Source organism: Pseudoalteromonas sp. SR44-8, from assembly GCF_014163635.1.
Taxonomy (GTDB): Bacteria; Pseudomonadota; Gammaproteobacteria; order Enterobacterales; family Alteromonadaceae; genus Pseudoalteromonas; species Pseudoalteromonas rhizosphaerae.
In genome coordinates, this window is the sequence record NZ_JACJDS010000040.1 from 1 (window position 1) to 25,347 (window position 25,347).

Consider the following 25,347-nt stretch of genomic DNA (forward strand, 5'->3'; position numbering starts at 1 on the left):
AAACAGGAGTATTTCAGTATGGGGTAGAGCCAAATTTTTAAGGCTGTACTTAATATTTTTCTTAAGTACCTACCTATGACATGGATGTAAGTAAGGGGCGTGAGCAGGACGCGGAAGCTTTGCTCGGTTTTTACTTAGCCCACTAGGTTACAAACCTCGCGCCGCGATTAAATTGCCCCTAGGCAGAACAAATATTAATCCGCAAAGGTCAACAGACCCTAAGTTAATACAAAGAAAAAGTGGTTTACCACTTTTTCTTTGGTGCAAAAAGTACGTCTAAATCGTCTTGTTCTTGCTCTGCTTTTTTCTTCAGTGCTGTTGCATTAGATGCTTTAAGCTCTGTGCTTATTGCTTCTAAATAACCTTCGAGCTCTTGGCGTTTAGTGGTTATATAGTCATCGCTATAAGCGACTGCAGATACAGTAGCGTAGGCTTTTTCAAAGTATTGACGTGCAGAACCGACCATATTCGCAGAGCGTGCGGAGATACCTCGTTTAATCTGGCTTTCAATATTAATTCGTAATTGGAGTTTTTCTAAGCGCTTGTCTTCAGCAATAAAAATTTGGCTGTCTACTTTCCCTTTGCCATGCTCTGAACGAAGTACTGCGCGTACTTTCTTAATACCTTGGATTAGTGCTATTAATTGCTTGTCGTTATCGGGCAACACTAAATTTTCTAAGTTAGTGGTGTCGATTGAGTCTCCTAAACGTTCTTTTGCTTCCTTTAAGCGATTCTTTAACTCTTTCGAATTGGGTGATAGCTGCACCATAGCGACTAAAGCATCATGAATACGCCGTTGTAGAATACGTAAAATATGTTCTGACATAGGGATGTTTGCGCTATTTAATAGAACGTCTTCTGATTCTTCAATGATTTTTTTTTGTTTGGTTAAGTCTTTGCGGCGTTCTGTTTCTTGTTTCTCTTTATGCTGTTGTACCGCACTGACCCAGAGGGCAATGACAATCAGTGCAACAATCAACATAATAATAATAGAAACGATCATGGTTTAGGTCTCAAATTTCACAAACTAATAATTTTAATCTTACATTAAATATATGCTAACAGGATAGTTTTGCGCGGCTTATGTAAAAAAGAATTCACTTTCTCATCATTTATTACTATCTGCGTATGATATTTTTTCATTTTGAGCATCAGCTTAAAAGATGGCTACCTCAAGGCGAGGGATTATGCTAGCCTAAGCAGATAACCTTATAAATACGATTCCAGACAGCCTTTTTCTATTGTTAATCAGAAAAAACTTGGCTTGACGCGATGTAGCATTTATAAATAAGCAGTATAACTACACTAAAAAATGCAGCCATGAAATTACAACAACTCAGATACATCGTCGAAGTCCAAAATCATAAACTTAATGTTTCAGCAACCGCTGAAAGTTTGTTTACCTCACAGCCAGGTATTTCTAAGCAAGTACGTATGTTGGAAGATGAGTTGGGCGTGCAGATTTTTGGGCGAAGTGGAAAACACTTAACCCATGTTACCAGCGCGGGCACTGAAATAATTAATATTTCCCGTGAGATCCTTTCTAAAGTAGAGGGTATTAAAGCGGTTGCAAATGAGCATACACTACCTGATCAAGGTAAGTTGAATATTGCCACCACACATACCCAAGCACGGTATGCACTGCCAAGTGTGATCCAAGGATTTATGAAAAAGTACCCTGCGGTATCATTGCACATGCACCAAGGTACGCCGCAGCAAATTTCTGATGCTGCTGCTCGTGGCGATGCTGATTTTGCAATTGCCACTGAAGCACTACATTTATATTCTGATCTAGTGATGTTACCTTGCTATCACTGGAATCGCAGTATTGTGGTGGCAAAAGACCATCCACTAGCTAAAAAAGCAGAGTCGCTAACCGTTGCCGATATTGCCCAGTATCCACTTATTACTTATGTATTTGGTTTTACTGGCCGTTCAGAACTTGATAAAGCATTTAATGCGCAGGGACTTGAACCACATATTGTATTTACTGCAACTGACGCCGATGTGATTAAAACCTATGTACGCTTAGGTTTAGGTGTGGGTGTTGTAGCATCAATGGCGATTGATCAAATTGCAGATACCGATTTAGTGTGTATTGATGCCAGCCATTTATTTGAAGCCAGCACCACTAAAATTGGCTTTAGAAAAGGCAGCTTTTTACGTACGTATATGTATGACTTTATAGAGCGTTTTGCACCACATCTGACCAAAGAGCGGGTTGAGCGAGCGAGTTTACTACGTAATCAAGATGACGTAGATAAGCTGTTTGAAGATATAGAATTACCGGTTAAGTGACTTTAATCTGTTGAAAACAAAAAAGCCGCATATTGCGGCTTTTTTAATGACTATAAACCTAACACTCAATTATATTTACCGCTAAGCCACCGCGAGCGGTTTCTTTATATTTAGTTTTCATATCGTTACCAGTATCAAGCATGGTTTTAATAACTTTATCCAATGATACTTTTTGCTCGCCACTGCCACGAATAGCCAAACGCGATGCATTTATTGCTTTAATAGCTCCCATAGCATTACGTTCAATGCACGGCACTTGTACTAATCCACCGACAGGGTCGCAGGTTAACCCTAAGTTATGCTCCATGCCAATTTCCGCGGCATTTTCTACTTGTAATACACTGCCACCGACAATTTCAGTCAGTGCACCAGCAGCCATTGAACATGCGACGCCAACTTCGCCTTGGCAACCAACTTCAGCACCTGAAATTGAGGCATTCTTTTTATATAAGATGCCAATTGCGGCGGCAGTTAATAAATAACGAGTTGCAATATCGCGGTCTATTTCTTTAATGAATGTGTGGTAGTACATTAATACCGCAGGTAAAATACCTGCTGCGCCATTAGTTGGTGCTGTAACTACACGGCCACCTGCAGCGTTTTCTTCATTAACAGCAAGGGCAAATAAATCCACCCAGTCCATTGCGCGAAGGGGGTCATTGCTGACTTCAATATTGAGCTTTAAGTACAGGCTAGGGGCGCGACGTTTTACTTTCAAACCACCAGGTAAAATTCCTTCGGTGCGCATACCGCGTTCAATACAAGCTTTCATTACTTGCCAAATATTGAATAGTTCATCTTTTATTTCATCTTCTGTGCGTAAGGTTTTTTCATTTTTCATCATCAAGCTTGATACGCTATAACCTGACTCCTTACACATTTCTAATAATTCTTTGGCACTGCCAAATGGAAAGGGGGCTGGGTTTTCTTCACGGACAGTGAGCGCAGCTTGTTTTTCGTTTTCAAATTCTTCATCGGTAACAATAAAACCGCCGCCAATTGAATAGTAAACTTTACTATGGAGTTTTTCGTCGCCTTTAAAAGCAATGATCTCCATTGCATTTGAGTGTTTTGGCAAAGTTTTACGACGGTGGAATACAATCGCTCCTTGTTTTGGAAACTTTGCTTGATGCACTTGATTTAAGTGGATCACTTGTTCATTTTCAATTTTAGCGAGAATATCGTCTACTAAATCGGCATCAATGGTTTCCGGATCATAACCCGCAAGTCCGAGGATAACTGCTTTGCCTGAGCCATGGCCGATACCTGTTTGTCCCAATGAGCCATATAGCTCAACTTTAATGCTGGTGACATCGGTTAACAAGTTTTGTTGTTGTAGTTCGTTAACAAATAAACGCGATGCGCGCATTGGGCCGACGGTGTGTGATGATGACGGGCCAATGCCAATACTAAACATATCGAATGCACTGATCATAATAACTTTACTCTACTTTTACTCAGCACGATTGCTGCCTTTGAACGGTCGCACATAATAACGCGTAATTGTACCCTTGTAACCCTTTGCAATAGAGATTTAAACTGGTATGGCAAGCTGTTTTGTAAAGTTTTTTATAATGCTAGCAGTGGCTCCCCAAAGTAGTCCGTAAGGAGTTGAAAAACCTTGTAAAGTAATAGTTTTGCCAAAGCGATGAAAAGGTAAGGGTTGCCAATTGTTTACATCAGCGAGTGCGCTGATGGGCAGCAAAAAACTGGCGGCCACTTCATTTTGGTCTGCATGCCAATGTGTATCTGGGGCTAATACACCAACAAACGGTGTAATCGTAAAGCCGGTAAGAGTAGAGTAATCGCCTAATTGACCGATGACAGTGACATTTGATGGGGCGATATTTAGCTCTTCACTTAGTTCACGCAGTGCAGTATGGCGTAAGTTTGCATCGCTCAACTCATGCTTACCGCCTGGTAAGCAAATTTCCCCAGGATGGTGATTTAAGAACATTGGGCGTTTGCATAGTAATATGTGCGCGCTGTTATCTACATCAATCAGCGGTAACATAACGGCACTGGCTCGTTGAGGACGTTGTTTAAAATGTCTCTTATCAGCTGGCTGTATATACTCATTGGCAGGCGCAGTTAGCTGAAAACGAGCCATAAGCTGTTTGCTATTCACACAGGTTACTTCAATAAAGGTAAGATTTTATTTACTTTATCGTAAGTTTCTTGGTATTCCAAATCCACTTGTGAATCAGCAACAATGCCGCCGCCAGCCCAACAATAAATATGCTGTTTGTGACACACTAAAGTTCGGATGGTAATACTGGTATCCATATTGCCACAAGCGCTTAAATAACCGATTGAACCACAGTAAATACTGCGCCGATGCGGTTCTAATTCTTCAATGATTTCCATCGCACGAATTTTGGGTGCACCGGTGATTGACCCTCCCGGAAAAGCAGCATACAACTGATCAACCGCAGTTTTATCGTCAGCTAACTGCGCTGTCACGGTACTGACTAAGTGGTGTACTGCAGGAAAACTCTCAATCGCAAAGAGCGACGGGACTTGCACGGTACCAGGTTTGGCAACTTTACCTAAGTCGTTGCGCAGTAAATCAACAATCATCACATTCTCAGCGCGATCTTTCGCTGAATTTTGTAATCGAGTTGCTTGTAACGCATCTTCTTTTTTATCAAGACACCGTGGCAGCGTTCCTTTGATTGGCTTGGTTTCAACCTGATTATCATTAATGGCAATAAAGCGCTCAGGGGAAATAGATAAAATAGCGCCATCAGGATGATTAATAAAACTTGAAAATGGTGCTTTGTTAGCTTCGCGCAAAGTACAATAAGCATGCCACGGTGAGCCTTGATACTGCGCTGTAAAACGCTGTGCTAAGTTAATTTGATAACAATCGCCACTTTTTAAATATCCCTGAATTCTTGCAAACTTAGCGCTGTATTGTGCGCGGCTCATATTTGATGACCAGCCTCGGGTGATTTCAAATGGCGAGGTAATTGGAGAGGCGTGAGCTAACTCCTGTAGATACATTGCTGATCTATCAACATCAGGCTGTGCGACATAAAACCAACTGTGCAGCTTTTTATCATAGATAAGTGCATCCATATAGAGACCAATAGCTAGTTGTGGCATATCGATATCATCGATAGCTTGGCTGGGAAGTTTTTCAATGACTCGGCCAAGGTCGTAACCAAAATACCCGAGCCAGCCGCCACTAAAAGGTAGGTTAGGCTGAGTTTTACTGCTATCTAGAGTATTTAGCTGTGCTTTAATGATGCTAAAACAATCTTGTTCAGTTGCCTTGTCATCAATAAACGTGTGGTTATTTTTAACTTCTAGGCGCATTTTTGGCGCAATAGCAATCAGATCGTAACGACTATTTATATGGTCGCTGTTGGCTGAATCCAGCAGAACGGCATAAGGTAAATGGGCAAAATAGGCGAAAACCTCTAGGCAGTTGAGCGAAATGTCTAATTGAATACAGGTTTTTTGTTGCTTTATCATCTATTTTTTTACCCTGAAGAACTGGCTCGAAACGGGCTAGGAGGGTATCATAAGTTATAATTTTTTGGCAGCGTTTAGTGACGTTGCCTAAGCGCTGTACAAACCACCGTCACTGGTTTGGCCTAGTTTACGTGTTCTCACGTAAAGGTAATTTAAGGAACCCCTATGAGTACAATTCGTCAGCAAGACTTTATTGATAGCATTGAAGATGCATTGCAGTATATTTCGTTTTATCATCCACTTGATTTTGTTCAAGCGCTCGAAAAAGCCTATAACAAAGAACAAAGTAAAGCGGCAAAAGATGCCATTGCGCAGATTTTAATTAACTCGCGGATGTCGGCAGAAGGCAAACGTCCTTTGTGCCAAGACACAGGTATTATTACTTGTTTTGTGAAAGTAGGTATGGATGTTAAGTGGGACAAAACAGATTTAACCGTACAGCAAATGGTTGACGAAGGGACGCGTCGTGCTTATTTGAATCCAGATAATCCATTACGTGCATCTATTGTTGCAGATCCTGCAGGTAGCCGTAAAAACACCAAAGATAATACGCCTTCGGTCGTGCACATTGATTTAGTGGCAGGCGGCAATGTTGAAGTAATGGTGGCAGCAAAAGGCGGCGGCTCTGAAAATAAAAGTAAAATGGTGATGCTTAATCCATCTGATGATGTGGCTGAATGGGTCGAAAAGACCTTGCCTACCATGGGCGCTGGTTGGTGTCCACCAGGCATGCTAGGTATAGGTATTGGCGGAACGGCAGAAAAAGCCGCAGTAATGGCAAAAGAATCACTTATGGATCCAGTTGATATCCATGAGCTTATGGAACGTGGCGCAGAAACCACCGAAGAGAAACTTCGTTTAGAAATATTTGAGCGCGCAAATAAGCTCGGTATTGGCGCACAAGGCCTTGGCGGTTTAACAACAGTGGTTGATGTGAAAATAAAAACCGCACCGACTCATGCGGCCTCAAAACCTGTGGTTATGATCCCTAATTGTGCGGCGACTCGCCATGTACATTTCACATTAGATGGTTCAGGTCCTGCAAACTTAAAAGCGCCAAAACTTGAAGATTGGCCAGAAGTCACATTTGAAGTGGGTGAGGGCACGCGTCGTGTTGACTTAAATACGCTAACTAAAGAAGACACGCATGAATGGAAAATGGGCGAAACAGTATTACTGTCAGGGACTATATTAACTGGTCGTGATGCAGCGCATAAACGTCTGCAAGATATGATCAATTCTGGTGAAGGGTTACCTGCAGGTGTTGATTTTGATAATAAGTTTATTTACTACGTTGGCCCAGTTGACGCGGTACGTGATGAAGCAGTGGGCCCAGCGGGTCCTACAACAGCAACGCGGATGGATAAATTCACTGACATGATGCTAGAAAAAACTGGCATTATTGGCATGATTGGTAAAGCGGAACGTGGCCCTGCAACAGTTGAGTCTATCAAAAACAATAAATCTGTGTATTTGATGGCCGTAGGTGGAGCAGCTTACTTAGTATCTAAAGCAATCAAAAAAGCCCGTGTAGTGGCATTTGAAGATTTAGGTATGGAAGCTATCTATGAATTTGAAGTAGAAGATATGCCAGTCACTGTCGCAGTGGATAGTGAAGGCGCAAATGCGCATACCCAAGGCCCAGCAATTTGGAAAGCTAAAATTGCAGAGTTAGACGCTAAATTAAAATAAGTATTCGCTTTATTATGCGGTATTTGAGTTTTCTCAGATACCGCTTATCAGCTCTGACCAGTTGGATGTAAACCACCTAACCTCTCGCAAAGACCCATCATTACTCTCTTGTTGCTGTTTATTGCCTTGTAATTTAAACTTTACAATAATATTTAAATTGACGTTCACGTAAACGTTATCATGCTATATTTTTAGTTAAGTTAATTAACTATTCTAAAAAGTGACTATTTTTGAATTTAAAATGTTTAAAATTGCGATAATTTAGCTTGTTCATTACGGCGCCTGATATTGATAGGTTTTATCATCTCATATAGTGGCAAGCTGTAATATGAAGTGGTAGAGTCTCGGCAATTTCAGCGTGCATACCCTCTCACGGGTTACAAATTTCGGAGTAAGATAAAGTGGCTGTGTTCAATCGAGTTGATTTTGATAACCACGAACAAGTGGTTTTTTGTTCAGATAAAGAATCAGGCCTTCGTGCAATTATTGCCGTTCATAATACTAATTTAGGTCCTGCTGTTGGTGGTTGCAGAATGTGGGATTACGCAAGTGATGACGACGCTGTTGTCGATGCGCTTCGTTTATCAAAGGGTATGACCTACAAAAATGCGGTAGCACGTTTACCATTTGGTGGTGGTAAATCTGTGATCATTGGAAATGCCAAAGAAATTAAGTCTGAACAATTATTCCGTGCATTTGGTCGCCAATTAGAGCGCTTAAATGGTAGTTACTATTCCGCTGAAGATGTAAACATCACCTGTGATGATGTGGCTATCATGAATAAAGAAACTAACTATGTATTAGGCCTTGAAGGTAAAAGTGGTAACCCATCACCATTTACAGCGTATGGCACATTTTTAGGAATTAAAGCGGCGTTACAACATCAACGTGGTCACCAAGACTTGAGTGGCATTAAAGTGGCAGTACAAGGCTTAGGCGCTGTTGCTTATGGCTTGTGTAAACATTTGCATGACGCGGGTGCGACCTTGTTTGTAACTGATATCAACCAAGTGGCAATTGATCGAGTTGTGAATGATTTTGCAGCGACTGCTGTAGGCATTGATGAAATATACGACCTTGATGTCGATGTATATGCACCGTGTGCACTTGGTGCAACAGTAAATGATGCGACTATTCCACGCATTAAAGCGACAATTATTGCTGGTTGTGCAAATAACCAATTAGCCGAGTCTCGTCACGGTGAGATCATTCGTGAAAAAGGTATTTTATACGCACCAGATTATGTGATTAACGCAGGTGGTATTATTAATGTTTATTATGAAACAGCGCCAGAAGGTTACAGTGCTGAGTCATCAAATAAACATGTTGAGGGGATCTTCAAAACCTTAACTGAAATTTTTTCGCGAAGTGAGAAAGAGCAAAAATCAACGCATTTGATCGCAGACGAACTCGCACAAGAGATCATCAAAAACGGTTTATAATAAACGCGTTATAGGCGTGCAATTGCACGCCTTTACATTATTCAGTAAATCCCTCACGATACGGTCAACCTGACCTGTATAGTTTTTAAAGATATGACGCCCATCGATTTAGCCACATGGCCACGCGAACAACATTTCTCACTGTTTAAAGAGTTTACGCAACCCTACTTTAATGTATGTGTACAATTAGATATGGGGGCGCTGTATCAGCATTGTAAATCACAGCAATGCTCTTTTTTTCATGCCTATATCTATGCGACATTGCAGGCAAGTAATGCTTATCAACCAATGTTACTGAGGATCATTGACGGTGTACCTTGGCAACTAGCTGCTCAACGTGCCAGTGTTGTAGAGCTTGCTGATGATGATACCTTTAGGTTTAGCTACTTTTCACAACAAGCTACGTTGAACGACTTTCAAATACATGCAAACAGAGTTAGCTTAGCGGCAAAGCAACAGCCATTATTCTCAACTGCTTTTGCGCAAACCGAAGGTCAGACTGATTTGATCCATATTTCGGTTTTACCGTGGTTGAACTTTACAAGCTTCTCTCATGCACATACACAAGGTAATCATTTCGGCATTCCTAAATTAGTGTTTGGACAGTTTGATGCACAAAAGGGGACAATGCCTATCTCAATAGATGTGCACCATGCATTGATGGATGGTTTACATGTAGCGAAGTTTATTGAACAGCTGCAGCAGAGTATAGACGCTCTGTGTGCTTAGCGTGGCCGTAAACGAATTGTGTTATTTAGTTAATGAAAATAAAACTCAGACTATGTTAGTATAATTCATATACAAGAAAACATAATGATAGTTAACTACTGGAAAATCATTATCTATTTAATTTGCGTTCATGCTAAGTTGTTAGCTCGCCATAATTACGAAGGCGTTTAGTATAATGATTCGTTTAGGTCTTTGCTTTTTCTTTTTTGTTGTTTTTAGTTGCTTTGCTGCTGAGCAAACCCGCTTACCTCTTAATGACTACTTTGCTGAAACCTGGAATACCCGTTCTGGTTTGCCTCATAATAGTATCAATAGCGTGGTACAAACAAATGATGGTTACGTGTGGATTGCCACTTGGGAAGGATTAGCCCGATTTAATGGCCGAGAGTTTAAACTGTTTACACGTACGGAAATAACTGGTTTACCAGATTCTGGTTTACGTAGTTTAGCCCCACAAGCTGATGGCGGTCTATACATAGTGGGCGCTCGAGGGGGGATCAGTCATTTATATCAAGGGCAATGGCATGCCAAGCCAAATGCGACTGCGATGGTAAATCACGTATTAAAAACGCCTTCAGATGAAACTTGGTTAGCCCTTGAGGGCCAAGGTGTTGTATATCGAGAGTTTGATAGTGCGCCGGACACGGCGATTTTAGAAAACCTCAGTGCTTATCGTCTAATAGAAGACAATGCAGGTATTATCTGGGTTGCAACCAGCAATGGCTTGTATCAAATTAATAATAAAACAGCGCGTTTAATCACTCCCGATTCCGGTTTACCACAAAGCCCAATATACACCTTGTATTTGACCCGCCAAGGTGAGCTCATAGTCGGCAGTGAACAAGGTGCATGGAAACAGGTAAACAACCGTTTTATCAGTATTCATGCTCAACTTAAAAATGAGGCTATCTCAAGTATTTTACAAGATGACCATGATGATCTTTGGTTTGGTACGATCAATAAAGGGGTGTTTCGATTAAGCCCGTTAGGACTTGAACAACTTGATGCTGACGCTGGTTTACCTGCAAATCGGATTTTATCGTTATTACAAGATCGTGAAAATAGTATTTGGGTTGGCACAAATGGCGGTTTATACCGATTGCGTGAAGCCGCTTTTTCGACTTGGACCACAAAACGAGGGTTGACAGGCGATTATGTCCGTACCGTGTTGTCGCATTCTGATGGTAGCTTATGGGTAGGCAGCAGCCTTGGTTTAAATCGCATTGAAGATAATAAAGTAAACACATTCCCTCCTGCTTATGGGAATGATCCGTTATCGGTTTTAAGTTTAGCCGAAGATGCGCAAGGTCAAATTTGGCTCGGGACCTATACTTCAGGTTTGATGCGGATTATCAATGGTAAAGTTTATCCTGTTCTGGATCGTCAAAATGGCTTAGCCAGTAATGAAGTTAGGGCGTTGTTATTTGATAGTGCAGGGCGCTTATGGGTGGGAACTGCAGCAGGTTTGACACGAATAGACGTGGATGGCTCTCTGAAGCAGTTTTCAAGTACAGATGGTTTACCTGGTGATTTTATTATAGCCCTTAGTGAAGACAATTATGGCAATGTATGGATTGGAACCGGCGTTGGAGTAGCATCTTTTAGCCCAAATTTAGAAAAATTTACGGCTAAAGTGTTTCCTGCCCATTTTGATGCTGAATATGCTTTTGGTTTTTATGCTGAATCTGAATATATTTGGATGGCGACAGACCGTGGTCTTGTCCGGTGTCATATCCCAACTGGAGAAATGAGTATTCTTGGGCGTGAACAAGGCTTGCCAGTTGATAAGTTGTTTCAAGTTGTGGCACAGGGAGATTCGTTTTGGTTATCTAGTAATCGCGGTGTGATCCAAGTAAATCAAAAACAGGTCAAACAGCGGCTAGCGCAGTTAGCACAAAATAATGCGTTGCCAATCCAGTATCAGCTATATGATGAAGGAGATGGCATGCTAAGCGCTCAGGCTAATGGCGGGTCTAATCCTTCTGCAGTGCTGCACAAAGATGGCAGTATTTGGATTGCTACAGCGCAAGGGGCAAGTACTATCGTCCCTGAACGATTAAAGCAAGCTACAAAGAAAACATTACCGACAATTATTGAGGCAATGTATGTAGATGGCAAAATGACCCCCTTGGTGCAGCAAGATGAAGAAATTATTTTACCGCTTGGTGTTTCGCGGCTCTCTTTTCATTATGCTGGCCTAAGTTTTATTATGCCTCATCGGTTGAATTACCAGACCCAATTGACTGGTTATAATAATGTGTGGGTTAATCGTAATCAATTAACCATTACGGAATACACTAATTTACCACCGGGAAAGTATACTTTTAAGGTACGTTCGGGCTACCCTAATGGGCAATGGCAAAATAATGATAAAACCTTAACGTTTGTGATTCAGTCATATTTTTGGCAAAAAACTACTTTTAAAATAATGGTTTTTATCGGTTTATTAGCATTAGTCTACGGGCTTTATAGATACCGGCTTTATCATTATAAAAAAATAGAGATAGAGCTGATTAAGCGGGTTGAGCAACAAACTAATGATCTGCAACAACAAACAGATGCCTTTGCTCATCAAGCAACCCATGATCAACTAACTGATTTACCAAACCGTCGTGCCTTTGACTGTTGGCTTGCGGACAATTTTGCTGATTTTAAACAGCATGGTTCACCTCTCGCTATTGCGATTATGGATATTGATCATTTTAAGCGAATTAATGATGGGTGGTCACATATTGTTGGCGACCGTGTAATTTGTGTGGTTGCTCATATGCTAGGAGAGCTCAATGAGAGTGATGATAGTCAAGTTGCTCGCTGGGGAGGTGAAGAATTTACATTACTATTCCCTCATAAAACCGCGCAACAAGCCGCTCAATTATGTGAAGAATTACGTGTGCAAATTGCAAACTACGATTTTTCAAACATCGCTAGCGGGTTATCGGTAACGGTTAGTTTTGGAGTCGCTGATTCATTGGCAGTTAATGACTATGACAGGTTACTGGCGCAAGCTGACCAGGCGCTTTATCAAGCAAAAAGTAATGGGCGAAATCGAGTCGAAGTTATAACACTCTAAAAGTTATAGTAGAGTATTTGGGCAAACACGCTACAGGCCATTGCTTTTCGGGTACATAATATATACTAATACATATATTAAAACATTTTATTAACATTTAATTGGGTTTGATGCTATACCTTTTGTTCCCGCTTTGGGGTCTTTTGATGTGAACAGAAGGAACAAAAGATGAAAAGTAAGATGATATATGTAGCATTAGCAGGTGTTTTAGGTGTGTCGCCAGCGGTGTTTGCACAAGGCCATAAGCAGAATGATTTTAACTTTACTGCACAGTCCATTGAGTCACTTAAGTTAACCTCCTTGGTGGCTGTGGACGATACTCAGTTTGTGTTCAATAATGACTTGTTGCGTGAAGATTGGGATAATTTCTTTGCTCTGCATGCGCCAGTACTGGAAGATAAAAAAGAGCGTGTTTTGCACTGGGCAGGTTATACAAGTATCAACCCTAAAGTTATCTTAGCCTTGATTGAGCTGCAAAGTGGCTTACTTTCTGATCCTGACGCAGATCTTAATAATGCTTTTGCAGGTTTATCGGACGAACACGGTTTTGATGCCCAGCTTGAAGATGTGGTAATGATGTTAAGTCAACGTTTTTATGCATATAAACAGTGGCAAGATAGCCAAGCCTCCTCGAATACATCGAAGTATGCGGGCGAGGAAATCACGAATAGAGTCAATACCAACAGCAGTACTGCAGCGACAGTAGCATTGGTCAGTGTTCTTAAAAAACAAGCATTAAGCAAAGATAATGTTAATTACGCTAAGAGCGATCTGACCGGCTTTTTAGCGACGTTTGAGCGTCTATTCCCTGATAGTCGCGCTCAGTTACAAAGATCCTCTAAAAGTGCACTACAAAGTAGCAATCAGCAGTTTGCTGCGGCTAGTTTTTCAATGAACTTACCATGGTCATCAGGTTATTATTGGTACAGCGGTGGGGCTCACTCTAATACTGGCTCTGGTTATCCATATTCATCGCTTGATTTTAATAATGGCTCTGGTGGTTGGGGCGCAAATACACCATATGTTCAAGCGGCGCATGGTGGTACTATCACACGTTTTTCGTCATGTAATATCCGCGTAACACATTCGAGTGGTTATACAACCAACTATTATCATATGTCTAATCTGCAGTATAGTAGCGGTGATTTTGTGCAGCCAGGTGCATGGCTCGGTCGTTATGCGAACAATTATTACCAAGCACTATGTGAAGGGGGACAATCATCAGGTCCTCACGTGCATTTTACTTTGTTGTATAACGGCCAGCAGGTGTCATTACATAATCAATATATTAGTGGTCATCGTATTGATGTCGGCAATAGCAACTACGATGACAATTGTAATAACTTTTACTTTGAACGTAATGGTTACCGTACTTGTGCTTGGGACCGTTTATATCGTTAATATAATTGATTTTACGAAATAATATAGCTGACCGCCTATAACATAGTTATGGGCGGTTTTTTTAGCTGTTGCTAGGCTAGATGATTGAATTTTATCCTCACAGGACATATTAATAAGCTACACCTGTTGATAGGACCTTTTAATGGTAAATGGATTATTAATATTTGCGCTGATTGCGTTTGTAGTTGTTTATTGGCGTTGGCCGGTTATTCAAAACCGCTTGTGGCAAAAAAAGTATCAAGATTATCGTTTAGATGAAAAGCAAAAAACATTATTGTTACGGTATATGCCTATCTATCAAAAAATGACGGATGCTGATCGGGAAAAATTAGAGCGTCATATTGTCTGGTTTCTAAATGAAAAACGCTTTATTGGTTGTGATGGTTTAATTCTTAACGAGAGTATGAAGTTAATAATTGCTGCGGATGCGTGTGTGTTGGTGCTTAATAAACCATGGCCACTTTATCAAAATGTGAAAGAAATTTTGCTGTACCCAAGTGCTTATTACGCGCCGCAGACATCTCGTGATAGTGCCGGATTAGTAAGCTATCATAATACTGTTCGTCAAGGCGAGTCATGGCCTGGAGGGACTTTAGTGCTGAGCTGGCACGATGTGCTTGAAGGGAACCGCTTACCCAGTGACGGACATAATTTAGTGTTTCATGAATTTGCTCACCAACTCGATCAAGAAACAGGTAAAACCACAGGCACGCCTATATTAGCTAAAGAAGTAGATTATAAACAGTGGGGGCGTGTTTTTAGCCGCGCTTATAATCAGTTAAAAACGCATGTTGCGTATAATATGCCGCATGTTATTCATAGTTATGGTGCAACAAATGAAGCCGAATTTTTTGCCGTGATCACCGAAACTTTTCTCGAAAAGCCCAGTGAGCTGCGCCATTATGATCCTGAAATATACAGTTTATTGGTCGGCTATTATCAGTTTGATCCAATAAAATGGCATTAACCGCCAAATAACGACGCTTTATCAGATATCGCTGGTAAGTTGCTGCCGTTTTTGTTGCAATCATGTTTATAAGATGAAAAACCGCAATAAAAATAAGCGAGAAGGCGATGAAAAAAATGCTTCATACAGCAATGGCTGTAGCTGTGTCACTGGCGCTATATGGTCAGGCTCAGGCACAAGATAATGATGACAAAAAATGGCAAGTGGATGCGCCACAAGGGCAATTTGTTGATGCTAATATTAGTGTCTCTCAAGGCACTTGGATGAATATCGATGTCAGTCCTGATGGCAAAACCATTGTGTTTGATTTGCTGGGCGATATTTACACTATGCCGATGGCTGGTGGCACTGCCACTCAACTGACCTCTGATATCGCATGGCAAATGCAACCGCGTTTTAGTCCTGATGGTAAACATATTGCGTTTACCTCTGATCAAGGTGGCGGCGATAATATCTGGTTGATGGATTTAAACGGTGAGAATCAAACCGCGGTAACCGATGAAACGTTTCGCTTATTGAACAGCCCCGCATGGAGTCCCGACGGCGACTATATTGTTGCTCGTAAGCATTTTACAGCGAGCCGTTCATTAGGCGCAGGTGAAGTATGGCTTTATCATAAAGCGGGTGGCAAAGGTGTACAACTCACTAAACGTGAGAATGATCAAAAAGATTTAGGTGAGCCGATGTTTTCACCTGATGGCCGATATGTTTATTTTTCACATGATGCGACGCCGGGTAAAACCTTTCATTATTCAAAAGATTCGGTTGCTGGCATTTATAAAATCAAGCGTTACGATCGCGAAACGGGTGAGATAGAAACGATTATTGATGGTATGGGCGGCGCGATTAGACCAACCCCGTCGCCAGACGGTAAGAAGCTTGCGTATATTAAACGAGATGATTTTCAAACTAGCCTCTACCTATATGACTTAACCAGCGGTAAGCATACTAAGCTATATGACAAGCTTGAACGTGATATGCAAGAGACTTGGGCTATTCATGGCGTGTATCCAACCATTGCATGGACACCAGATAATAACCAACTGGTATTTTGGGCTGGCGGTACTATTCATAAACTTGATGTGCAAGATGGCGATGTAGAAACCGTACCATTTGAAGTAAAAACCAGTAAAAAAATTCAACAAGCAGTGCGTTTTACACAAAACATTGATAGCGATGAATTTGCTGTAAAAATGTTGCGTAATGTACAGATTTCGCCGGATGGTGAAACAGCAATTTTTGAAGCGCTAGGACATATTTATAAACGCGATTTAGAGTCAGGAAAAATAAAGCGTTTAACTAAACAAGATGACCACTTTGAGTTGTTCCCGCAGTTTTCCCGTGATGGTAAAAAAATAGTTTATGTAACCTGGGATGATAACGAACAGGGTGCTGTTCGAGTTGTCTCTGCGCGCAGTGGTCGCGGTGATGATATTACCACAGAGCCAGGTAAATATGTTGAGCCAACATTCAGCCCTGATGGCAAAACAGTGGTGTACCGTAAAGCCTCAGGAGGCAGCATCTTAAACCCTGATTGGTCACTGCATCCGGGTATTTATGCTGTGAGTAGCAAAGGCGGGAAAGCTGAGTTAATTTCTAAAAGTGGTTATCAGCCGCAGTTTGCATCAGCTAATGATCGAGTTTTTGTGATGAGCCCATGGCCTAAGCCAACGCTAAGTGTGGTTGAACTTGATTCGAAAAAAATCACTAAGCTTTATGAGTCAGAGCATGCTACTGAGTTTAGAGTATCGCCTGATGGCAAGTACCTCGCTTTTGCTGAACGTTTTAAAGTGTTTGTTACGCCATTAGTGCAAAGTGGTAAAACCATTAATATTGGTCCTAAAGACAGCCAATTTCCGATTGAGCAGTTATCTGTTCGTGCCGGTGAGAATATCAGCTGGAGCGCCAGCAGCGATAAACTGTATTGGACGCTAGGCCCAGAGCTTTATCATGCAAGTTTGGCAGGTTTATTTGATATCAATAAAGCGAATGACGCTGACTTTAAAGTAAAAAGTGGCGATAACATTGGCTTTAGTAGCAAAATGGCTGAACCAAAAGGCATGATAGCTTTAACGGGCGCACGTATTATTACCATGAAAGGTGAGCAAGTCATTGAAAATGGTATACTATTAACCGATGGTAAACATATTAAAGCCGTTGGCACAGCTGCTGATATTAACATTCCAAAAGGCGCACAGGTAATTGATGTATCTGGCAAAACAATTATGCCAGGAATTGTTGATGCGCATGCGCATGGTTCACAAGGCAGCGATGAGATCATTCCTGAGCAAAATTGGAAAAACTTAGCGGGCCTATCGTTAGGCGTCACGACAATTCACGATCCATCAAACGATACAACAGAGATTTTTACAGCCAGCGAAATGCAAAAAGCGGGGACTATTGTAGGCCCACGTATTTTCTCAACCGGTACTATTTTATATGGTGCCAATATGCCAGGTTATACATCACACATTGATTCGTTAGATGATGCTAAATTTCACTTAGAGCGATTAAAGAAAGTTGGCGCGTTTAGTGTTAAATCATACAACCAACCACGACGTGAACAACGCCAACAAGTAATTGAAGCTGGCCGAGAGCTTGAAATGATGGTGGTGCCAGAAGGTGGTTCATTATTACAGCATAATTTAACGATGGTGGTTGATGGTCATACGGGCATTGAGCACTCAATTCCCGTGGCGAATATTTATGATGATATCAAGCAGCTTTGGTCACAAAGTGATGTAGGCTACACGCCAACACTTGGTGTGGCATATGGCGGCATCTGGGGAGAAAACTATTGGTATGATAAGACTGATGTGTGGAATCACCCGCGCTTAAGTAAATTTGTGCCAAAAAACCAATTACTACCACGTTCAATGCGCCGTGTTAAAGCACCCGATCACCACTATAATCACTTTAACAATGCACGGGTAGCAAAAGAGCTACAAGATTTAGGTGTTTTAGTGAATCTAGGTGCACATGGTCAGCGCGAAGGCCTTGCAGCGCACTGGGAGATTTGGATGTTTGCTCAAGGTGGTATGAGTCCACTGGAAGCTATTCGTGCGGCGACGCTTGATCCGGCCAAGTACATCGGCCTTGATCAGAATATCGGCTCATTGGAAGTCGGTAAACTGGCTGACTTAATGGTGATCGATGGTAATCCACTGACTAATATTCGTGATACAGATAAAGTTGATTATACGATGATCAACGGTCGGTTATTTGATGCCGCGACTATGAATGAAGTTGGCAAAAAAGCACGCGACAAATTGTACTTTGAAGATAAGTAATTATTAGTGTTATAACCAATCAAAAGCGGCTGAACAGCCGCTTTTTTTATATGCTACTTGCTATAATACCAATCGACTTAAATATTTAACCATTCTAGCGAGCTAAATAAAGCGCTAACTGCGTTATAATTTTTTCAAGTAGAGCAACTACATGTCAAAATTTACGCCTTGTTATCACTGTATTTATCTGTCGCTATAAATGGTCAGTAACTTAACACGATTGGTATAAGTTGGCGTAATAATACTGGGTCTTGCATTAGTGTATTACTGGAGTGCGTCACTCTAGCCTGACAGATCATACCTTCTTTTAAGGTCATTAATAATTGTGCTAACTGTATGGTTTTTTCTAACTGACCTTTAAGTTGTTCTGTGTGTGAGAGTTTATCGAACAATAACTGTAAAACTGATTCTTTGTGTGCTTTGCAAAGCATCGCGATAGGGTGCTCGCTGTGTGGAAACTCCGCTGCGGTATTAATAAAAAAACAGCCATTAAAAGGTCCAAGCTCAGAGACTTTATTGTCTATCCAAGCGGAGAGTGCGCTAAAAAGTGCATCAGCCACTTCGAAGGGGGTATTGCAGTTTTCTAATTGTTCATACAACCACTGATTAAAGCGCTGATCTCTGAGCTCTAAACACGCACAGATCAACTCATCTTTACTGACAAAATGATTATAAAGCGTTTTTTTTGCAACACCTGCTTCTTTAAGTATTTCATTAATGCCTACCGCATGGATCCCTCTTTGATAGAACGCACTGAGTGCGGTATTAATTATCTGGGTACGTTTATCCATGGTTGCTCCTAGTCAAAAAGTAAGCTTGACATAAGTAGACCGACTTGTCTATCATCTAAATGTAGACAAGTCGGTCTACCTTTGGAGGAAGTAATATTAATGAATGATGTATTTTACAAAGCCGTTATCGCGGGTATCTTTTCAGCACTGACACTTTCGGTATTAGCATATTTAGAAAGTTTAGGGAATTATGGTGTATGGCTTATGGCACCATTTGGCGCAACTGCGGTACTGGTGTTTGGTGTACCAAACAGCCCTTTAGCAAAAGCAAAAAATGTTATTGTAGGGCATTTCATCACTGCCGTGATAGGTTTGGCTTTTATTAGTTTTATAGGCGTGGATCCGATCAGTATTGCTATTGCGACTGGATTAGCTGTGACCGTAATGATGTTGACTAACACCATACATCCTGCAGCAGGGGCCAACCCTATTTTGATTATGGTCAGTGGTCAAAGTTGGGACTTTTTGATTATGCCAGTTCTTGTTGGTACCGTGTTTATTGTTATCTGTGGGTATATATCAGGGTGGTTGAATACAAAACTCAACGTTGTTGGCCATAAAAAAACCGCTTAAAAGCGGTTTTTTTATGCTATGAGTCTAAAGTTATTACACAACACCGCGAGGTAAGCGGCAATCGTGATCTTTTTTAGCTAGGTACACAATCCAAAACTCTTCGGCAGTGTAACCTTCTTCATTAGCTGTTGTTATAGTAAATGGTGGTTTTTTAACAGCTGCTTTAGCTGGCACTGCTGATTTAGTTTTAGTTTTCTTAGCAGGTGCTGTTGCTGCAGGTTGTGCAGACGTATCGCCTGAAGTTAGCTGCTCTGTTAATTCAGCAACTTCTGCAAGGCGCAAGTTTTTGCCGCCGTCGATGCTGTACCAACCAGGTTTGCTGGTGATTTCAGGTTTCTTACCATTGGCTGCTTGGTATGCTGCTTCAAAGGCATTTAATACTTCTGTTTTGTCTAGTTTGCTCATCAGAGGCCCTATACGTTGTAAACACAGATTGAGAATATTTATTTATACCTATTTTTGACTTACTTTTCAATTTTTTGCGATTTTCCTTCCATTTTAGCCCTATAAACGCCAAAATTTGCACAAAATTTAACGCTAATCTGGAATAAAAAAATGCAGCGCAGAGAATTTAACCAATTACTAAATACCATTTTAAGACCTGATTCTATTCAAGACTTTTGCCCAAATGGGCTACAAGTCGAAGGACGTGAACAGATTAAAAAAATTGTTACAGGTGTCACTGCTAGTCAAGCATTAATCGATGCTGCAATTGCACATGGCGCAGATACAATATTGGTTCATCATGGTTACTTCTGGAAAGGTGAAGCGCAACCTATTACCGGTATGAAAAAGCGTCGCATAGCTGCGTTACTTAATCATGATATCAATTTATTTGCCTATCATTTACCTCTTGATGTGCATCCAGCAATCGGTAATAACGCGCAATTAGCACAGCTACTTGATTTAGAAATACTCGATGGTTTGGAGCCTGTAGCAAATAGTGTCGCAGTCAAAGGGCGTTTAAAAATCCCAATGAGTGGTGAGCAATTTGCACAAAAAATATCAACAGTGCTCGCTCGTGAACCTTTGGTTAGCCTAGTACGTGATGAGCTAATTGAGACCATCGCTTGGTGTACTGGAGGTGGTCAAGGTTATATTGATTTGGCTGCTAGCCAGGGGATTGATGCCTATTTAACAGGCGAGGCTTCAGAGCAGACCATTCACAGTTCTCGTGAGCAAAAGATCGATTTTTTTGCCGCAGGCCATCACGCCACCGAACGCTATGGCATAAAAGCGCTCGGTGAGTTATTGGCTGAGCAACATGGCTTTGATGTAACCTTTATTGATATAGACAACCCAGTTTGAGTTGCCAGCTACTTCACTTTAAGTGAGTGAGATGTTAAAGCGCTTCTGGATCAATCCAGCGGCGCACACTTATCCACGTACTACCGATTACTTCATGCCAATAACTTGTGACTGCCTTTAATACTTCAACACTCGGAATATATTGTTTGTGATGAGGCCACGCTGAGAAATCGTAAAAATCAGTGGCGGCGGGAATAACATCAACGCCTTGGCTATTAAATAGATCTTTTGCTCGTGCCATGTGACTTGCCGAAGTTACCAGTGCAACTTTAAAATCAACTAGAGCAGGTGCTAAAAGCCGTGCTTCATCGGCGGTATCCATAGCCGTAGGATTTTGTTTAATACGCTGCGCATCAATACCTAAACTTATCGCGGTTTGTTGCATCAAACTACTGTTGGTCACTTTATTGTAACCGCCACCTGAAACAATAAGTTGAGCTTGTGGGTACACATATGCTAAGCGCATACCTTCGATTAGGCGGCTTTTAGCACAATTACCAAGTTGGCTATTGGCGTTAAGTTTTGGGTTAGGATTTATATCACAACCAAGTACCACTATTTTATCGAGTATCGGCTGTTTACTTGTATCAAAAATATACTTTAACTGTGAATTTGGAGCAATTATTTTTTGACCAATAAAAGGGGTACTAATCAGCAATAAACTGGTGATTGCGATTAAACCAATAAATACGCTGACTTTCTTGGTACGCAGTGCGATTAATAAGCAAACAAAGCACAGTAGAGCAAACAGAGGCAATGGCATCAGCATTGCACCGAGGATTTTTTTCAGTTCAAACATCACAGTAGCACACATAAAGGGGTTTTCTGTATGCTACTGGGTTAAACCTATTTTATCGACCGTTATTTAACTTACAGGTATTTAAAAAGTGGCGATACACTGGGTTATCTTTCATATTCTTTTTCATGGCTAAATACATTGGACGGGTTAATCCCAGCGCGCCTAATGGAATCGACTTAATGAGTCCTTGGCTTTCATATGGTGTTACTAACCAATCCGGTAATGCTGCAACCCCCATTCCGGCACTGACAAGCTGAAAAATGAGCAAGCCCTGATCTACGGTTTTCAAGGTGCCATCAAAACGTGCATTTTGAATAAAATGTTTGAAGATATCCTGACGCTCTCGTGGAATAGGGTACGAAATAATCGTCTCGTTTTTCAAATCAAGTGCCGTTACATAGGCTTTTTTCGCTAGTTCATGATCAGGAGCAACAATTAATTTAAGTTTAAAATCAAATAAATGTGCGTATTCAAGTTTATCTGGTTCACGAATGTCTGAAGTGAGTACTAAATCTAATTCATCACTGAGCAGATCAGGAATAGCGTCATAACTAAAGCCGCGCTCATAATCAACTTTGATATCAGGCCAAAAGTTATTGAATTCTTTAATTGTTGGTAATAACCAATGAAAACAAGCATGGCATTCAACACTAAGTCGTAATTGTGAAATTGGTTGATTAAGACTTTCTTTTAAACGGCATTTGGTTGCTTCAACACGCGGGAGTACTTCGCTGGCAAGTTCAAGTAATAGCATACCTTGTGGGGTAAAGCGCACCGGTTGAGTTTTACGTTCAAATAGTTGGCAATCAAGTTTGTTTTCTAAATCTTTGATTTGATGAGACAAAGCGGATTGAGTCAAAAATAATTCGCGTGCAGTATTTACCAAGGAACCGGTTTCTTTCAAGGTTGCGATGGTCTTTAAGTGTTTTACATCAATCATCTTTAATAATTCTCATGGTAAAGGTGAGTTTAACTCAGATTACAGCCATAATACGCCTTAAATTAAGATGCATCAACGTCTAGATGGCTATAAACCCCATTTTTTTACGTGAAATTTACAAACATACTATAGCATCATATTTGACAGCGTTATCATTGCGTTTTTTGAGTTTGCAAAAAAATATTTCCATGAATTTACCTCAAGTTGAAACTGAGGAAGCATCAATTGTTTGATGTCAGGTATAGGTTTATGGTTTTAGCTATCTAAACAGCTGGAAGGGAATTTCAACATGGCACAATTACATAACTTAGGTTTTCCTCGCATAGGTAGAAAGCGTGAACTAAAATTTGCAGTAGAATCATACTGGGCTGGTAAAATCAGCCAAGCGCAGTTGCTTGAACAAGGTAAGACGATCCGCGCAGAAAATTGGGCTCTTCAAGCAGATGCTGGGATTGATTTATTACCGGTAGGTGACTTTGCTTGGTATGACCATGTGTTATCTACCTCTTTATTGATTGGCGCAGTGCCCAAGCGTCATCAAAAAGCGGATGGTAGCATTGATCTTGATACATTATTTCGTATTGGGCGTGGTCGCGCACCAAGCGGTTGTTCATGTGCAGCAAGCGAAATGACAAAGTGGTTTAATACTAATTATCATTACATAGTTCCAGAGCTAACTCATGATCAGCAGTTTCAACTAACCTGGACTGAGTTATTCGAGCAAGTTACTCAAGCACAAGCATTGGGGCACAATGCAAAAGTAGTATTGGTCGGCCCAGTCACTTATCTTTACTTAGCAAAATGTGCAGGTGAGGAGTTTGATAAACTTAGCTTACTTGAAAAACTATTAGCTGTTTATCAACACGTGTTCGCTAAATTAGCGCAGCAAGGGATTGAATGGGTACAGGTTGATGAGCCTATATTAGGTTTAGAGCTGACAGAAGATTATCAAGAGGCATTAAAAACAAGCTTTCGTGCACTTGCAGGTCAAGGCGTGAAGTTGTTACTTGCTAGTTATTTTGACTCAGTCACTGCCTACTTTGATGATATTGCAGGTTACCCCGTTGATGGCGTACATTTTGATTGTGTTGCAACAAATGTTGATGTTGCAAAACTAGATATATTATTAAGTACAGATCAAGTTTTATCATTAGGCGTAGTAAATGGCCGTAATATTTGGCGTACTGATTTAGAGGTTGTATTTAATAGCATAAAAGACATTGCGCTAAAGCGCGGTGATAATCTATGGCTTGCTCCATCTTGTTCTTTACTGCATACACCGGTTGATTTAGAGCAAGAAGAAAAGCTCGATGATGAGCTTTGTTCATGGCTTGCATTTGCAAAACAAAAAGGCCAAGAGTTGTCATTATTAAAAGCCGCGCTTGAAAGCAATGATAGCAGTGAGCTCGTTGCTTATTCAGCACCTATTAAAGCACGCTTAACCTCTACTCGTGTAAATAATACAGCTGTACAACAGCGTGTAACTGCACTCACCGCAAAAGACGGTAAGCGTAATCATGCATTTTCTCAACGTATTGAAAAACAACATGCAGCACTTAATTTACCGCTACTGCCGACCACCACGATAGGATCATTTCCACAAACTCAAGTAATCCGTCAAGCACGCCGTGATTATAAAGCCGGTGAATTATCTGCGGATGATTATCAAAGGCAAATGAAAGCAGAAATTCGCTACGCTGTTGAAGAGCAAGAGGCGCTTGATTTAGATGTGTTAGTGCACGGCGAAGCGGAGCGCAATGACATGGTTGAATACTTTGCTGAACTACTAGAAGGCTTTGCATTTACCCAGTTTGGTTGGGTGCAAAGCTACGGCTCGCGATGTGTGAAACCACCTGTAATTTGGGGGGATGTATCACGTGAACAAGCGATGACGGTTCAGTGGACAAAATACGCACAGTCGCTGACGAGTAAGAAAATGAAAGGCATGCTAACAGGTCCTGTAACTATTCTGTTTTGGTCATTCATTCGTGATGATTTAGACAAACCCACCATCGCTAATCAAATTGCACTTGCGTTACGTGATGAAGTGGTCGATTTACAAAATGCCGGTATTGATATTATTCAAATTGATGAACCTGCATTTCGTGAAGGTATGCCGCTTAAATGTAGCCAATGGCAAGCATATTTAGAATGGGCAGCGTATGCATTTAGGGTCTCAGCAAGCGGTGTGAAAGATGAAACACAAATTCATACTCACATGTGTTACGCCGAATTTAACGGTATTATTGCCGCGATTGCAGATATGGATGCCGATGTGATCACCATTGAAACCTCACGTTCTAACATGGAACTACTTGAAGCATTTGAGAATTTTGATTATCCAAATGATATTGGTCCAGGTGTATATGATATTCACACTCCGAATGTACCGGATATTGCATGGATGAAAACGTTGATCCATAAAGCCGCACGAAAAATACCGGTTGCGCGTTTATGGGTAAACCCGGACTGTGGTTTGAAAACCCGTGGTTGGGAAGAAACGCGACAAGCTCTTGATAATATGGTTAAAGCAACCAAAGAGCTGCGTGAGGAGCTGCAGTAAAGAA

Annotated in this window: 19 protein-coding genes; 11 read left to right on the top strand and 8 right to left on the bottom strand. The window is 41.0% G+C overall.

Features of this window, described 5'->3' with window-relative positions:
- Positions 1-244 precede the first annotated feature (244 nt).
- Positions 245-1,003, bottom strand: coding sequence for a hypothetical protein (locus H5183_RS17445; protein WP_145241049.1), 759 nt, complete (start codon positions 1,001-1,003; stop codon positions 245-247).
- A gap of 317 nt (positions 1,004-1,320) precedes the next feature.
- Between H5183_RS17445 and cysB the strand changes: the two genes are divergently transcribed.
- A complete protein-coding gene (cysB, locus tag H5183_RS17450; protein ID WP_145241047.1) occupies positions 1,321-2,298 on the top strand; it encodes an HTH-type transcriptional regulator CysB in 978 nt (325 codons plus the stop codon).
- Between the two features lie 58 nt (positions 2,299-2,356).
- Here cysB and H5183_RS17455 read toward each other — a convergent pair whose 3' ends face one another.
- The 3 genes from H5183_RS17455 to pabB all read right to left on the bottom strand — a co-directional run bounded on the left by H5183_RS17455 (position 2,357) and on the right by pabB (position 5,778).
- Positions 2,357-3,733 carry an L-serine ammonia-lyase gene (locus H5183_RS17455; RefSeq protein WP_145241045.1) on the bottom strand — a complete coding sequence of 459 codons (1,377 nt, stop codon included), beginning with the start codon at positions 3,731-3,733 and terminating at the stop codon, positions 2,357-2,359.
- 99 nt (positions 3,734-3,832) lie between these two features.
- Complete coding sequence (locus H5183_RS17460; protein WP_310736589.1) at positions 3,833-4,426, bottom strand: CoA pyrophosphatase; 594 nt, start codon at positions 4,424-4,426, stop codon at positions 3,833-3,835.
- Between the two features lie 5 nt (positions 4,427-4,431).
- Entirely contained in the window at positions 4,432-5,778 is a 1,347-nt protein-coding gene (gene pabB, locus H5183_RS17465) for an aminodeoxychorismate synthase component I (protein WP_182732308.1), read from the bottom strand.
- A gap of 165 nt (positions 5,779-5,943) precedes the next feature.
- On the opposite strand from pabB, the gene H5183_RS17470 reads away from it, so the two are divergent.
- The 7 genes from H5183_RS17470 (at position 5,944) to H5183_RS17500 (ending at position 18,369) form a co-directional block, all read left to right on the top strand.
- Positions 5,944-7,470 carry a fumarate hydratase gene (locus H5183_RS17470; protein WP_145241038.1) on the top strand — a complete coding sequence of 509 codons (1,527 nt, stop codon included), beginning with the start codon at positions 5,944-5,946 and terminating at the stop codon, positions 7,468-7,470.
- 401 nt (positions 7,471-7,871) lie between these two features.
- The gene (locus H5183_RS17475; RefSeq protein ID WP_182732309.1) at positions 7,872-8,912 is read left to right on the top strand and encodes a Glu/Leu/Phe/Val dehydrogenase; all 1,041 of its coding nucleotides are present in this window, start codon (positions 7,872-7,874) and stop codon (positions 8,910-8,912) included.
- A 93-nt stretch (positions 8,913-9,005) separates the two neighbouring features.
- A complete protein-coding gene (locus tag H5183_RS17480) occupies positions 9,006-9,641 on the top strand; it encodes a CatA-like O-acetyltransferase (protein ID WP_182732310.1) in 636 nt (211 codons plus the stop codon).
- A 175-nt stretch (positions 9,642-9,816) separates the two neighbouring features.
- A complete protein-coding gene (locus H5183_RS17485; protein ID WP_182732311.1) occupies positions 9,817-12,711 on the top strand; it encodes a ligand-binding sensor domain-containing diguanylate cyclase in 2,895 nt (964 codons plus the stop codon).
- Positions 12,712-12,879: 168 nt separating this feature from the next.
- Positions 12,880-14,112 (top strand): M23 family metallopeptidase, encoded by a 1,233-nt coding sequence (locus H5183_RS17490; RefSeq protein ID WP_182732312.1) that lies wholly within the window; start codon positions 12,880-12,882, stop codon positions 14,110-14,112.
- A gap of 142 nt (positions 14,113-14,254) precedes the next feature.
- Entirely contained in the window at positions 14,255-15,079 is an 825-nt protein-coding gene (locus H5183_RS17495; protein WP_145241028.1) for a M90 family metallopeptidase, read from the top strand.
- Between the two features lie 107 nt (positions 15,080-15,186).
- Positions 15,187-18,369 carry an amidohydrolase family protein gene (locus tag H5183_RS17500; RefSeq protein WP_182732313.1) on the top strand — a complete coding sequence of 1,061 codons (3,183 nt, stop codon included), beginning with the start codon at positions 15,187-15,189 and terminating at the stop codon, positions 18,367-18,369.
- A 203-nt stretch (positions 18,370-18,572) separates the two neighbouring features.
- Here the strand turns inward: H5183_RS17500 and H5183_RS17505 are convergent, their stop codons facing one another.
- Positions 18,573-19,160 (bottom strand): TetR/AcrR family transcriptional regulator, encoded by a 588-nt coding sequence (locus tag H5183_RS17505; RefSeq protein ID WP_145241024.1) that lies wholly within the window; start codon positions 19,158-19,160, stop codon positions 18,573-18,575.
- Positions 19,161-19,259: 99 nt separating this feature from the next.
- On the opposite strand from H5183_RS17505, the gene H5183_RS17510 reads away from it, so the two are divergent.
- On the top strand, positions 19,260-19,733 hold the full coding sequence (locus H5183_RS17510; RefSeq protein ID WP_182718429.1) for an HPP family protein: 474 nt from the start codon (positions 19,260-19,262) through the stop codon (positions 19,731-19,733).
- A 33-nt stretch (positions 19,734-19,766) separates the two neighbouring features.
- On the opposite strand, the gene H5183_RS17515 is transcribed toward H5183_RS17510, so the two are convergent.
- On the bottom strand, positions 19,767-20,138 hold the full coding sequence (locus H5183_RS17515; protein ID WP_145241020.1) for a hypothetical protein: 372 nt from the start codon (positions 20,136-20,138) through the stop codon (positions 19,767-19,769).
- 150 nt (positions 20,139-20,288) lie between these two features.
- Here H5183_RS17515 and H5183_RS17520 point away from each other — a divergent pair, with 150 nt between their 5' ends.
- Positions 20,289-21,041 (top strand): Nif3-like dinuclear metal center hexameric protein, encoded by a 753-nt coding sequence (locus tag H5183_RS17520; protein ID WP_149982830.1) that lies wholly within the window; start codon positions 20,289-20,291, stop codon positions 21,039-21,041.
- A 34-nt stretch (positions 21,042-21,075) separates the two neighbouring features.
- Here the strand turns inward: H5183_RS17520 and H5183_RS17525 are convergent, their stop codons facing one another.
- Positions 21,076-21,840, bottom strand: a complete 765-nt coding sequence (locus H5183_RS17525) for an ElyC/SanA/YdcF family protein (protein ID WP_149982829.1) — start codon at positions 21,838-21,840, stop codon at positions 21,076-21,078.
- Positions 21,841-21,892: 52 nt separating this feature from the next.
- Complete coding sequence (locus H5183_RS17530) at positions 21,893-22,780, bottom strand: LysR family transcriptional regulator (RefSeq protein WP_145241014.1); 888 nt, start codon at positions 22,778-22,780, stop codon at positions 21,893-21,895.
- 289 nt (positions 22,781-23,069) lie between these two features.
- Here H5183_RS17530 and metE point away from each other — a divergent pair, with 289 nt between their 5' ends.
- Positions 23,070-25,343 (top strand): 5-methyltetrahydropteroyltriglutamate--homocysteine S-methyltransferase, encoded by a 2,274-nt coding sequence (gene metE / locus H5183_RS17535; RefSeq protein WP_182732314.1) that lies wholly within the window; start codon positions 23,070-23,072, stop codon positions 25,341-25,343.
- Positions 25,344-25,347 lie beyond the last annotated feature (4 nt).